The sequence below is a fragment of the Halorubrum trapanicum genome (assembly GCF_017873555.1).
In the GTDB taxonomy this organism is placed as follows: domain Archaea; phylum Halobacteriota; class Halobacteria; order Halobacteriales; family Haloferacaceae; genus Halorubrum; species Halorubrum trapanicum.
The window spans coordinates 99,013-111,484 of record NZ_JAGGKE010000006.1 but is presented as its reverse complement, the minus strand read 5'-3'; the positions used below and the strand labels follow the sequence as shown (position 1 = coordinate 111,484).

12 protein-coding genes are annotated in these 12,472 nt (G+C 70.1%); 9 read left to right on the top strand and 3 right to left on the bottom strand.

Annotated features, from left to right (window positions below; all coding sequences use genetic code 11):
- The first annotated feature begins 245 nt into the window (after positions 1-245).
- The 9 genes from J2744_RS08515 (at position 246) to J2744_RS08475 (ending at position 9,916) form a co-directional block, all read left to right on the top strand.
- Complete coding sequence (locus J2744_RS08515; RefSeq protein ID WP_209546707.1) at positions 246-1,181, top strand: thiazole biosynthesis protein; 936 nt, start codon at positions 246-248, stop codon at positions 1,179-1,181.
- Positions 1,182-1,767: 586 nt separating this feature from the next.
- Positions 1,768-3,525, top strand: a complete 1,758-nt coding sequence (pyk, locus tag J2744_RS08510) for a pyruvate kinase (protein WP_209546701.1) — start codon at positions 1,768-1,770, stop codon at positions 3,523-3,525.
- Positions 3,526-3,610: 85 nt separating this feature from the next.
- Positions 3,611-3,925 carry a DUF7312 domain-containing protein gene (locus tag J2744_RS08505; protein ID WP_209546698.1) on the top strand — a complete coding sequence of 105 codons (315 nt, stop codon included), beginning with the start codon at positions 3,611-3,613 and terminating at the stop codon, positions 3,923-3,925.
- A gap of 109 nt (positions 3,926-4,034) precedes the next feature.
- Positions 4,035-4,697, top strand: coding sequence for an NfeD family protein (locus J2744_RS08500; RefSeq protein ID WP_209546695.1), 663 nt, complete (start codon positions 4,035-4,037; stop codon positions 4,695-4,697).
- An 81-nt stretch (positions 4,698-4,778) separates the two neighbouring features.
- Positions 4,779-5,522, top strand: a complete 744-nt coding sequence (locus J2744_RS08495; protein ID WP_209546692.1) for a YIP1 family protein — start codon at positions 4,779-4,781, stop codon at positions 5,520-5,522.
- Between the two features lie 92 nt (positions 5,523-5,614).
- Positions 5,615-6,241 (top strand): dCTP deaminase, encoded by a 627-nt coding sequence (gene dcd / locus J2744_RS08490; protein WP_209546689.1) that lies wholly within the window; start codon positions 5,615-5,617, stop codon positions 6,239-6,241.
- On the top strand, positions 6,238-7,152 hold the full coding sequence (locus J2744_RS08485) for a thiamine-phosphate synthase family protein (RefSeq protein WP_209546686.1): 915 nt from the start codon (positions 6,238-6,240) through the stop codon (positions 7,150-7,152). The genes dcd and J2744_RS08485 overlap by 4 nt, the downstream gene beginning before the upstream one ends.
- A gap of 310 nt (positions 7,153-7,462) precedes the next feature.
- Positions 7,463-9,631, top strand: a complete 2,169-nt coding sequence (metG, locus tag J2744_RS08480) for a methionine--tRNA ligase (protein ID WP_209546683.1) — start codon at positions 7,463-7,465, stop codon at positions 9,629-9,631.
- Between the two features lie 81 nt (positions 9,632-9,712).
- A complete protein-coding gene (locus tag J2744_RS08475) occupies positions 9,713-9,916 on the top strand; it encodes a hypothetical protein (protein ID WP_209546679.1) in 204 nt (67 codons plus the stop codon).
- Between the two features lie 41 nt (positions 9,917-9,957).
- On the opposite strand, the gene J2744_RS08470 is transcribed toward J2744_RS08475, so the two are convergent.
- Genes J2744_RS08470 through J2744_RS08460 form a run of 3 tightly spaced genes read right to left on the bottom strand, consistent with a single transcriptional unit; the run spans position 9,958 to position 12,470 of the window.
- Positions 9,958-10,392: a VOC family protein gene (locus J2744_RS08470; RefSeq protein WP_209546676.1), complete on the bottom strand. Its 435-nt coding sequence runs from the start codon at positions 10,390-10,392 to the stop codon at positions 9,958-9,960.
- A gap of 45 nt (positions 10,393-10,437) precedes the next feature.
- Positions 10,438-11,358, bottom strand: coding sequence for an ABC transporter ATP-binding protein (locus J2744_RS08465; RefSeq protein WP_209546673.1), 921 nt, complete (start codon positions 11,356-11,358; stop codon positions 10,438-10,440).
- Positions 11,358-12,470: a FecCD family ABC transporter permease gene (locus J2744_RS08460; protein WP_209546670.1), complete on the bottom strand. Its 1,113-nt coding sequence runs from the start codon at positions 12,468-12,470 to the stop codon at positions 11,358-11,360. Before J2744_RS08460 ends, J2744_RS08465 begins: the two co-directional genes overlap by 1 nt.
- Between the last annotated feature and the right edge of the window lie 2 nt (positions 12,471-12,472).

Genomic DNA, 12,472 nt, shown 5'->3' with positions numbered 1-12,472 from the left:
CTGGGGAGGCGTGAGGCGCGGTGCTGTGCGGGTGGGACTCAAAGGGGCAGTCGCGAGGGCGCCGTAGGCGACGCAAGCACTGGAAGGAGCGAACGGAGTGAGCGACTGAAGCGCGCAGCGAGCGTACGGTGCCCTCGCGACTGGGGCTTTGGAGGTGTTCGCCGCCGTCTCACAGTCACGCCTTATAAACACAGCCGCGTATCGACCGCAACACATTTCACAACCAAGTAATACTACTAAGTTGTATGAACGGATTCAACGGCTTCGCGGACGTGAGCGAGACCGACGTAACGAGAGCTATCGGCACCGAGTGGACCGACGGATTCCTCGAGTTCACCGACTCGGAAGTGATCATCCTCGGCGGCGGTCCCTCCGGCCTGATGGCCGCGAAGGAGCTGGCCGAGCGCGGCGTGAAGGTGATGATCGTCGAGAAGAACAACTACCTCGGCGGCGGCTTCTGGCTCGGCGGGTTCCTGATGAACACCGTGACGGTCCGAGACCCCGCCCAGGAGATCCTCGACGACCTCGACGTGGACTACGATCCGGTCGAGGACGTCGACGGGCTCTACACCGCCCCCGGTCCCGAGGCCTGCTCCGGGCTGATCAAGGCCGCCTGCGACGCCGGCGCGCGCGTCCAGAACATGACGGAGTTCACCGACCTGGTCGTCCGCGAGGACCACCGTGTCGGAGGGATCGTGATGAACTGGACGCCGGTCCACGCGCTCCCGCGCGAGATCACCTGCGTCGACCCCATCGCGGTCGAGTCCGACCTCGTGATCGACGCGACCGGCCACGACGCGGTCGCGATCAGCAAGCTCGACGAGCGCGGCGTCCTCTCGGCGCCCGGCATCGAGCACGCGAAGGAGCACAACACCGGGATGGACCAGACCGGCGACGGGGAGTACGGCGCCCCCGGCCACGACTCGCCCGGCCACGACTCGATGTGGGTCGGCGAGAGCGAGGACGCCGTCGTCGAACACACGGGCATCGTCCACGACGGCCTGATCGCGTCCGGGATGGCGGTCGCGACCGCCCACGGTCTCCCGCGGATGGGACCGACGTTCGGCGCGATGTTGGTCTCCGGCAAGCGCGCCGCGCAGTCCGCCCTCGACGAGCTGGAGGTGGACGCGCCCGAGGTGTCGCTGTCGGCCGGCGGCGCGCCCGCGCCCGCCGACGACTGATAAACGAATTCCCTAACGGGCGAAGCCGCAGTCGCTCGTACATCGCTTCCCGCTGACGCCCCGACGACGGAGTCCTCCAAAGCCCCAGCCGCTCGGTTATACGTGGTCGACTGTAGACCGATAGGGAACGCCTCCAAAGCCCCAGCCGTGAGGCGGGCGCACGCTCGTTGCGGTCCTCGGTCGGTCGCTCGTTTCACTCGCTCGCTCCCTGTGGTCCTTACATCGCCTGCGCCCGCCTCACGGCTGCCCCTTTGAGTCCCGCCCAGCACAGCACCGCGACCGCACCTCACGCCTCCCCAGCCTCGTCAGTCGCCCTCGCTCCGCTTCGGGCGACTGACTCCCTCGCGCGTGCTCTCGCCGGCGGCAAAGCCGCCGGCTGTCAGAGAGACCGTCGGTCTCTCACTACTCGCGGCCGCCTTCGGCGGCCACTCGGAGACACGCGCCGACCGCTTCGTCTGTTTATAAACAGTCGTCGCACACCGGATCCGGAACCCGCGGCGCGACCGTTCAGTCAACCATCACGAACGTTGACTCGGGAGCGACGCAACCGGATGCCTTTTTCCGGCCATGCGCCGAAGCCGCCGATATGCGAAACGCCAAGATCGTCTGTACGATCGGTCCCGCCTCGGACGACCGGGACACGATCCGCGGCCTCGCGGACGCCGGGATGTCCGTCGTCCGACTCAACGCCAGCCACGGAACGACCGACCACCGAGAGACCGTGATCGAGCGCGCCCGCGCCGTCGACGACGAGATCGACGACGCGCTCGCGGTGATGGTCGACCTGAAGGGACCTGAGGTCCGGACCGCCGAGCTGGCGGAACCGATCTCGCTCGCGACCGGGTCCGAGGTGACCTTCGTCGAGGGCGACGACGCCACTCCCGAGCGCGTCGGTCTCACCCACTCCATCGCGGCCGCCGGACCGGGCGACACGATCCTGCTCGACGACGGCCGGATCGAGTGCCGCGTCGAGCGCGTCGACGGCGAGTCCGTGGTCGCGACCGTCCTCTCCGGCGGGAAGCTCAGCTCGCGGAAGGGCGTCAACCTCCCGGGCGTCGCCATCGACGTCGACCTGATCACCCCCGAGGACGAGGCCGAACTCGACCTCGCGGCCCGGACCGACGCGGACTTCGTGGCCGCCTCCTTCGTGCGCGACGCCGACGACGTCTACCAGATCGCCGACGAGCTGGAGGCCCGCGGCAGCGACGACATCCCGATCGTCGCGAAGATCGAACGCGCCGGCGCGGTGGAGAACCTCGAGGAGATCGTCGACGCCGCCGACGGCGTGATGGTCGCCCGCGGCGACCTCGGCGTCGAGTGCCCGCTGGAGGACGTGCCGGTGATCCAAAAGCGGATCATCCGGACCTGCGTCAACGAGGGCGTCCCAGTCATCACCGCGACGGAGATGCTCGACTCGATGGTCTCCTCGCGGCGGCCGACCCGCGCGGAGGCCTCCGACGTGGCCAACGCCGTCCTCGACGGCACCGACGCGGTGATGCTCTCGGGCGAGACCGCCATCGGCGAGGACCCCGTCAACGTCGTCGAGACGATGGACCGGATCGTCCGCCAGGTCGAGTCCAGCGACGAGTACGCGGAGACGCGCGAACAGCGCGTCCCGACCGCGGACGAGGGGTCGCGCACCGAGGCGCTGGCGCGCTCGGCGCGCTACCTCGCGCGCGACATCGGCGCCTCGACGGTGGTCGCGGTCTCCGAGTCCGGCTTCACCGCGCGCAAGACCGCCATGTTCCGCCCGGGCGTCCCGGTCGTCGCGACGACGCCGAACGACCGCGTCCGCCGCCAGCTCGCGCTCTCGTGGGGCGTTCGCCCCGTGTTGACCGAGTACGCGGACGACATGGAGGGGATCCTCGACAACGCGGTCGACGCCGCGCTCGACCGCGGCGGGGCCGAGTCGGGGGACACCCTCGTCGTCCTCTCCGGCATGCTCACCGAGTTCGAGGGGACGAACACGACGAACACCCTGAAGGTCCACGTCGCCGCCGAGACGCTCGTGACCGGCAAGGCGGTCGTCGCCGGCCACGCCTCCGCGCCGGTCCATCGGACCGAGGACGGCGACATCGACGCGCTGCCGGACGGCTCCGTCGTGGTTCTCGGTCCCGACTTCGACGAGGAGTTCTCCGGCGACCTCGACCGGATCGCCGGGGTCATCGACGCCCGCGAGGGGATGACCGGCTACCCCGCCGTAGTCGCCCGCGAACTCGGCGTCCCGATGGTCTCCGGCGCCCGGCTACCCGACTCGGTCGCGGACGGGACCACGGTGACCGTCGACGGCGAGCGCGGCGTCGTGTACGCCGGCGACGTGATCGCCGCCGCCCGGAAGCGGTAGACCCTCCCCGTCGGCCGGGGACCGCACCCGCCGGACGGCGACCGCGCCCGCCAGCCATTTATCGCGGAACCGTGTACGGGCGTCCATGAGCGACGAATCCGGCGACGGTGCCCGCAACGGGAGTTCGAGCGCCGACGCCGGCGACGAGACCGCGCCCCCCGGCGACGACGCCTCGGTCTCCGGCGAGAGGAGTCGGGCCAACGACGCCGGCGACGAGACCGCGGACGACGAGAGCGAGTGGCGCTTCTCGGTCGACGACGTCGGCCCGGACGGTGTCACCGAAGACACCGCCACGCCGATGGACGAGCCGATAGAGCCGGGCGACGTCGAACTCGAACACGCGGCGTTCGTCGTCCTCGGGGTGGCGCTCACCGTCGGCGTGCTGCTGGTCGGGTTCTGAACGCGGGCACCGCCGACCGGGGCGATCCACGCCGGCGAGCGTCGACGACTCAAGGGACGCCGCGGCCGCGCGCACCATCACTTATCAGGCCGCGGCCGTAGGACAGGATATGGACGCGCTCGTACAGTCCGGCCTCGTCTCTCCGGACACACTCCCGCTTTTGCTCCTGACAGCGGGGCTGTTGCTCTCGATGGCCGAGGCGCTCGCGCCGGGGGCGAACTTCATCGTCGTCGGCATCGCGCTCATCGGCGCGGGACTCGGCGGGCTACTCCTGACCGCGTTCGGCGTCGCCGGCGCCCTCCTCACGCTTTTCATGGCGGTGCTGACGCTCGTGTTCGGCGCCGCCGCCTTCTACGGCTACCACGAGTTCGACCTCTACGGCGGGAAAGGGCAACAACAGACCACCGACAGCGACTCGCTGAAGGGGAAGACGGGGACCGTCACGGAGCGGGTGACACCCACCGGCGGCGAGGTGAAACTCGCCGGCGGCGGCTTCAATCCCCACTACTCCGCCCGGTCGATAGACGGCGAGATCGACGAGGGCGAGGAGGTGATGGTCGTCGACCCCGGCGGCGGCAACGTCGTCACCGTCGAGTCGATGGGGTACGTCGAGGACGACATCGACCGCGAACTGGCCGCCGACCGCGCCCGGAAGGCCGCCGCAAGCGAGGCCGAGACCGCGGAGGGCGGCGGCGAGCGGGACCGCGGCGACCGAGACGCCGACGCGAGCGACCGGGACGCCGATCCGGAGACCGAACTCGAACGGGAATGACGCCGCCCGGCCGGAACGCCGGTTCCCGTCCGGAACCCGCGAGCGAAAAAACACTTGTCCGTCGGCCGAGATCGTCCGGTCATGCCCTCCCCGCTCGCCGCGCTCGCGAGTCTGCCCGGTAGCGTCCTCGACCGCGTTCGCGACGCCTTCGGCTCCCCTCGAGCCGGGGCCGTCGCGGTCGCGATGCTGGTCGTCGTCACGATCGGTACCACCGTCGGGATCCTCGCGCTCGGAGCGGTCTTCGACGCGACCGTCGACCAGCAGATCACCGTCGACAACCCCGATCGGCCCCCGGAGTCGACGTGCGAGACGTTCGGGGACGACTCCGATTCCGTGCTCGCCGACCAGTGCGACGAGCCGAAACAAATAGAGGTCGACGCGGGGGAGGAGCTGCGCGACGCCGCAGGCGGCTACATCCACTACGGCCTGCTGGGCGTGCCGCTCTGGTGGGTGCTGTTCGCGGTCACGCTCCACGTCGGGGCGCTCGTCGCCGGCGGCTCCGGCTCCGCCGGCGACTCTTTCGTGATCGCCGGCTGGGCACTCGGCGCGGAGCTGCTCCGGCTCGGGGCCGGGATCGTCGCGATCTGGTACACGCTCTCGAACGCGGAGCCCGCGGGGTCGTCGTTCGAGGCGCTCACGACGGACCTCGTCGCCGCGATCACGGGCGCGACGGGACCGCTGCTGGTCGCGTCCGCGGTCGGGATCGCGATCCAGTGGGTCGTTGTCGTCGGCGGGCTGGAGGCCAAACACGACCTGGGTCGCGGCGCCGCGGCGGGCGTGGCGACGTTCTTCGCCGCGATCGCGCTGTTGCTCGCGGCGGTATGACCCCGCCTCGGGAACGCGCTGGGGACGGGCGTCGGAACGCCGGCGACCGCGGATTCGGGAGTTTTTAACCCCCCGGCGCTCCCCCTCTCGGTATGATCCTGTCGGACGCCGACATCCTCGACCGGCTCGCCGAGGGCGACCTCGCGATCGAGCCGCTCGACGACGTCGACCAGCAGGTCCAGCCCGCGAGCGTCGACCTGCGGCTCGGCGAGCGGTTCCTGGAGTTCCAGCGCACCAACATCCCCTGTATCCACCCGACCGACGCGGGCGAGGTGAGCGAGTACGTCACGGAGACGACCGTCCCCGAGGGCGACGAGTTCATCCTCCACCCCGGGGACTTCGTCCTCGGGACGACCGTCGAGCGCGTCTCGATCCCGGACGACCTGGTCGCGCACGTCGAGGGGCGCTCCTCGCTCGGCCGGCTCGCCATCGTCGTCCACGCGACCGCGGGCCTGTGCGACCCGGGCTACGAGGGGCAGATCACCCTCGAACTCTCGAACCTCGGGACCGCCCCGGTGGCGCTCTCGCCGGGCATGCGCGTCTCGCAGCTCACCTTCACGGAGCTGAAACGTCCCGCCGAGCGCCCGTACGGGGCCGAGCGCGGCTCCAAGTACCAGGGGCAGGACGGGCCGCAGGCGTCCCGGATCGGCGACGACCCCGAGTTCGCGGGCGAGAGCGGCGGCGGGAGTGCGGGACGTTCGGGGGGTGAAGACCGATGAGGTTCATCGAGGAGGTCGTCGTCGACGAGTTCCTCCCGACCGTCCGCTCGATGCTCGCGGAGGACCTCAGGGAGCGGGGGTTCACCCAGCTGGAGGTCGCCGACGCGCTCGGCATCTCGCAGTCGGCGGTCTCGAAGTACGCCGCCGGCGACGTGGCCAGACACGACCGGATCGTCGCGGACGAGCGCGTGCGCGAGCTCGTCGAGCGCGTCGGCGAGGGGCTGGCGAGCGGCGACCTCACCCCGGTGGCCGCGCTCGTCGAGATCGAGGTGTTGATCCGCCAGCTGGAGGAGGGCGACCTCCTCGCCGACCTCCACGAGGACGCGATGCCCGCGCTCGCCGACGCCGACGTGGAGTTCTCGGTCCACGACCCCGACAGCGGCCTCCGCGAGCGCGAGCGCGTCCTCACCTCTGTCCGTCGGGGGCTCCGCACCCTGACGAACGCCTCGGGCTTCGCCGGACTCATCCCGAACGTCGGCGCGAACGTCGCGGAGTCTCTCGCGGACGCGGCCACCGTCGACGACGTCGCCGCGGTCCCGGGTCGGCTCGTCGACGTGAAGGGCCGGGCGATGGTCCCCGGCGAGCCGGAGTTCGGCGTGAGCGAACACGTCGCGACGGTGCTGCTCGCGGCGCGCGAGGCGGGCGCGGACGTCCGGGGCGCGGTCAACCTCCGGTACGAACCCGAAACGGTCGAGACCCTCGGCGCCGCCCACCCGACCGTCGAGTTCGACGCCGAGCGACCGACCCGCGAGGCGGTCGCCGACGCGGTCGCGGCCGCCGACCGCTCGACGGACGAGGACGCCGAGACGCTCGTGCTGTACCAGACCGGCGCGGTCGGCGTCGAGCCGATCGTCTACGTCCTCGCGCCCACCGCGGCCGAGGCGGCGCGGGTCGTCCGCGGCCTGCTGTGAGCTGACTTCCGGCGACGCTTTTTAGACCTGACCGCCCGAATCGACGGGCGTGACCGAACTCCGGCGGTCCGGGATGCGGATGCGCTCCTTCTAGCGACGGGTGGACCCGTCGCGGCGGCGACGACCGGTAGCGCGGTCGACGCCGACGCGGCGGCGAATCCCGTCGCCCCTCCGCAGCGCCCGGACCGTCGACATCGCCGGTCTCGACGGCTGGCGGCCACGCGCGACCCCTCGCGGACCGCGCGACACTCGCCGGTCCCGAACCAGCGGGCTTTAGACCCGATCGACCGACACACGACATACACACCACATGAGCCACGACGACTTCCCCACCGACCGCCCCGCGGTGGTGACCTGTGGACTGCCGTACGCCAACGGCGACCTCCACATCGGTCACCTCCGCACCTACGTCGGCGGCGACGTGTACAGCCGCGCGCTCGAACGACTCGGCCAGGAGACCGCGTTCGTCTCCGGCTCCGACATGCACGGCACCCCCGTCGCGGTCAACGCCGAGCAGGAGGGGGTCTCCCCGGAGACGTTCGCGCTCGACTGGCACGAGCGGTACGCCGAGACGTTCCCGAAGTTCAACGTCGAGTTCGACAACTACGGCCACACCCACGACGAGACGAACACCGAACTGACCCAGCAGCTCGTCCGCGACCTCGACGAGGCCGGCCACCTCTACGAGAAGGCGATCATGGTGGCGTACGACCCCGTCGACGACCAGTACCTCCCGGACCGGTACGTCGAGGGGACCTGCCCGTACTGCGGCGCGCACGCCCGCGGCGACGAGTGCGACGAGGGGTGCCAGCGCCACCTCGAACCCGGCGAGGTGGAGGACCCCGAGTCGACGATCACCGGCAACCCCGCGGAGTACCGCGAGCGCACCCACAAGTTCTTCGCGGTCTCCGCGTTCGCCGACTACCTCTCGGAGTTCCTCGACCGGCTCGAAGGCACCTCGAACGCCCGGAACCAGCCCCGCGAGTGGATCGAGCAGGGGTTACAGGACTGGTGTATCACCCGCGACATGGACTGGGGGATCGATTATCCCGGCGGCGAGGCGACGGAGTCGCCTCGGGAAGGCGGTGAAACCGCCGAGCAGGACCTCGTCTTATACGTCTGGGTCGACGCCCCGATCGAGTACATCGCCTCGACGAAGCAGTACTCCGAGCGCGTCGGAAGCGACGCGTTCGACTGGGAGGCCGCCTGGAAGGAGGGCGCCAGCGACGAGTTCCCGGAGGGCGGCGAGATCGTCCACGTGATCGGCCGCGACATCATCCAGCACCACACGATCTTCTGGCCCGCGATGCTGGAGGCGACCGACCACGCGGAGCCGCGCGCGGTGATGGCGAGCGGCTTCGTCACCCTCGACGGCAAGGGGTTCTCGACCAGCCGCGACCGCGCCGTCTGGGCCGACGAGTACCTCGAGGAGGGGTTCCACCCCGACCCGCTGCGCTACTACCTCGCGACCAACGGGGGGTTCCAGCAGGACGTGGACTTCTCGTGGGAGAAGTTCGCCGAGCGCGTCAACACCGAGCTGGTGGGGACCGTCGGCAACTTCCTCTACCGCTCGCTGCTGTTCGCCCACCGCAACTACGAGGACGGTCCCGACGCCGACGCCCCGAGCGACCACGTGGCGGCGCGGATCGACGAGGCGATCGACGACGTCGCGGCCGCCGTCAACGACTACTCGGTCCGGGCGCTGGGCGACGCCGTCACCGACCTCGCGCGGTTCGGCAACGAGTACATCCAGCGCAACGAGCCGTGGAAGCTCGTCGACGAGGACCCGGAGGCGGCCGAGCGGGTCATCTACGACTGCGTCGCGCTCGCGAAGGCGATCGCCGTCCTCTTCGAGCCGCTGGCGCCCGAGAAGAGCGAGCGCCTCTGGGAGCAGCTCGGCGAGCCGGGGTCGGTCCACGACGCGACGGTCGAGGCCGCCCGCGAGGGACCCGCCGGCGACCTGAGCGAGCCGACCGAGCTGTTCGAGCAGATCGAAGACGAGCGCGTCGAGGCGCTCAACGAGAAGCTCGAAGCGCGCGTCGCCGAGTCGGAGAGCGACGACGGTGAGGGCGACGACGGAACGGAAGACGACGGAACGGAAGACGACGAAACGGGGACCACTGACGACACCGATATGACTGACATCGAACCCCTCAGCGACGACCGCATCAGCTTCGACGAGTTCCAGGAACTGGACGTCCGCGTCGGCCGGATCGACGAGGCGGAGGGGATCGAGGGCGCCGACGACCTCGTGAAGCTCACCGTCGACCTCGGCGCGGAGACCCGGACGATCGTGGCGGGTCTCAAACAACTCCACGACGTCGACGATCTCCCCGACACGAAGGTGATCGTACTCGCGAACATGGAGAAGGCGGAGCTGTTCGGCGTCGAGTCCAACGGGATGGTCCTCGCGGCCGGCGAGGAGGCCGACCTCCTCACGACCTACGAGGACGCCGCGCCGGGCACGAAGGTGAAGTAAGTCCCACGGGGCCGCGGCCGCCGACGAAACCACGCGTCCGTTCGAACTTTTATGTGATTGCCGAGCGGATGGGGGTTCGTAATGGCCCTCCTCCCGTGGTTCGACGCGCTCTCGTTTCAGGCACAACTGATCCTCGTCGCAGTCATCTGCGACCCGATCGGCTTCGCCGCCGGCTACCTGCTCGCCCCCGAGTTCGGCGTCGAACCGATCCTCGGGGGCGTTTACGGACTCGTCGCCGCGAGCGTCCCGCTGTCGCTGCTCGTGATGCGCGAGGCGAATCGGTAGGGGACGAGCGCGCGGGACCGTCGCGGGCGGCGTCGACCGGATCAGGCGTCGAGCACTTCGATCAGGTTCCCCTCCGGGTCGCGAACGAACAGGATCGTCGTCCCGCTCTCGGTCGTGCGCGGCGGGCTGAGCGTCTCCACGTCGTCGTCGAGACCGTCGTAGAACGCCTCCACGTCATCGACGGACAGGCCGAGGTGCGTCGCGCCGGGGCGGTTCAGGGTGGGATTGTCGGCCGCGGGACCGTCGCCCGCTTCCTCGGCGGGGTCGTACGCGACGAGTTCGACGACGGCGCCGTCCGCGTCGAGGTGCGCGAACTCGGCCGACGCGTCCTCGACGTCGACCGCCTCGGCGAAGGCGTCGCCGCCGACGGAGAACTCGCTGACGACGTCGAGACCGAACGTCTCGACGTAGAAGTCGACGGCGCGGTCGAGGTCGGAAACGGTGATCCCGAGGTGGTGCGCGGTTGGGTCGGACACGGTCCGTGAGTCGCCGGTGGCCGAGAAAACGGTGTCGACCCCGCGTTAATCGGGCGTCGGGGGGTCGCCGGTCGGAGGGACCGCGCCGTCAGCGAGGGGGTTCTGCGGGACGACCTGAATCCCGTACTCGGTGTCCAGCACCGCCGCGTCGATCTCGAACACGTCGGCGAGCAACTCCTCCGTGATCACGTCCTCGGGCGGGCCGCGGGCGCGCATCGAGCCGTCCTTGAGCGCGACGACGTGGTCGGCGTACCGCGCGGCCTGCGCGATGTCGTGGAGAACGAGCACGACGGTGATCCGGCTCTCGTCGCGGAGCGTCTCGACGATCTGCATCACCTCCAGCTGGTGTTGCGGGTCGAGGAACGTCGTCGGCTCGTCGAGCAGGAGCACGTCCGTGTCCTGCGCGATGGCCATCGCGATCCAGACGAGCTGTTTCTGGCCGCCGCTTAAGCTGTCGACGTCGCGGTCGCGGAGATGGTCGATCCCCGCGAGCCGGATCGCCTCGTCGACGACCTCGCGGTCCTCGTCCGACAGCGAGTCGAAGAATCCCGTGTACGGGTAGCGCCCGCGCTCGACGAGGTCCTCGACCGAGATACCGGTGGGGACGACGTTCTCCTGTGAGAGCAGGCCCAGCGTGCGCGCCAGCTCCTTCGACCCGAACGCGTCGATCTGCCGGCCGTCGACGAGGACGGTTCCGGAGTCGGGCGAGATCTTGTCCGCGAGCCCCTTCAGGAGCGTGCTCTTCCCGCTCCCGTTCGGGCCGATGAGGGCGGTCACCTCGTCCGGCGGGACCGCGATCGACTCGCCGTCGACGACGGGGTCGTCCAGGCCGGGGTAGCCCAAGACCAGGTCGCTCCCGCTGAAGTCGGCCGCTTCCGTCCCCGTCTCGGTCTCGGACTCCGGCTCCGAGGCGGAGCGGGAGTCGGCCGGTTCTCGCTCGACCCGTGAGGAGCGTCCGTCACCCATCAGACTTCACCCAGGTTGGTCTTCTTCCGCATCAGGTAGAGGAAGTACGGGCCGCCGACGATGCCGGTGATGACGCCCACCGGGAGCTGGACGGGACTCAGCGCGAGCCGCGCGCCGACGTCCGCGCCGACGAGGAGCGCCGGACCGAGGAACAGACAGCCGGCTAAGAGTAGCTTCGAGTCGCTACCGACGATGTTCCGGACCATATGCGGGACGATGAGTCCGACGAAGCCGATGAGACCGGCCACGGCGATGGCGGCCGCCGTCGAGAGGACGCCGATCCCCGCGATCGCGAACCTGACCTTCTCGACGGGCATCCCCAGCGAGTCCGCCCGGTCCGCGCCGAGCAACAGGACGTCGAGCTCCTGCGTGACGGTGAACGCCAGCGCCATCGCGATGACGGTAAACGGGAGCGCGATGCGCACCTCCTCCCACCCGGCGTTCATGAGCGTCCCGGAGAGCCACGCCTGCGCGGCCATCGCGACGCCGAGGTCGTCGATGAAGAAGAACAGCGCGCGTTGGACGGACCCGAAGACGGAGCCGACGACGACGCCCGCCAGCACCAAGCGGACGGGGCTGGTGCCGTTCTTCCACGCGATGGCGTACACGAGCAGGAACGCCAGCCCGCCGCCGATCGCCGCGAACAGCGGGAGGACCGGCATGAGTCCGTAGAAGAACGTGAGCGTGAGCAACACGACCAGTCCGGCGCCGTCGCTGACGCCGAGGATGTAGGGGCTGGCGAGCTCGTTGCGCGTGACGATCTGGAACAGCGCGCCCGACACCGCGAGGTTCGCGCCGACGAGCGCGCCGACGAGGATGCGCGGCAGCCGGAGGTTCCAGACGATGATCTGTTGGCGGGTCAGCCACTCGGGCACGTTCGCGCCGAGGAACGCCCACCGCCAGACGTCGGGGCTGAACACCACTTGTGCGTCGAAGACCGTGTTCCACGCCTCGCCGAGGGCAAGCGGGTACGCACCGAAGCTCACCTGCAGTATCGTCGATCCGAGCAGGACAGCGAGGCTGCCGACGACGACCAGTCCGAGCTTCGAGGTGGCGTACCAGTCAGCGCCGGCCGCGCGCAGCTTCGCGAGTCGGTCGAATGCCTTCGCCATCG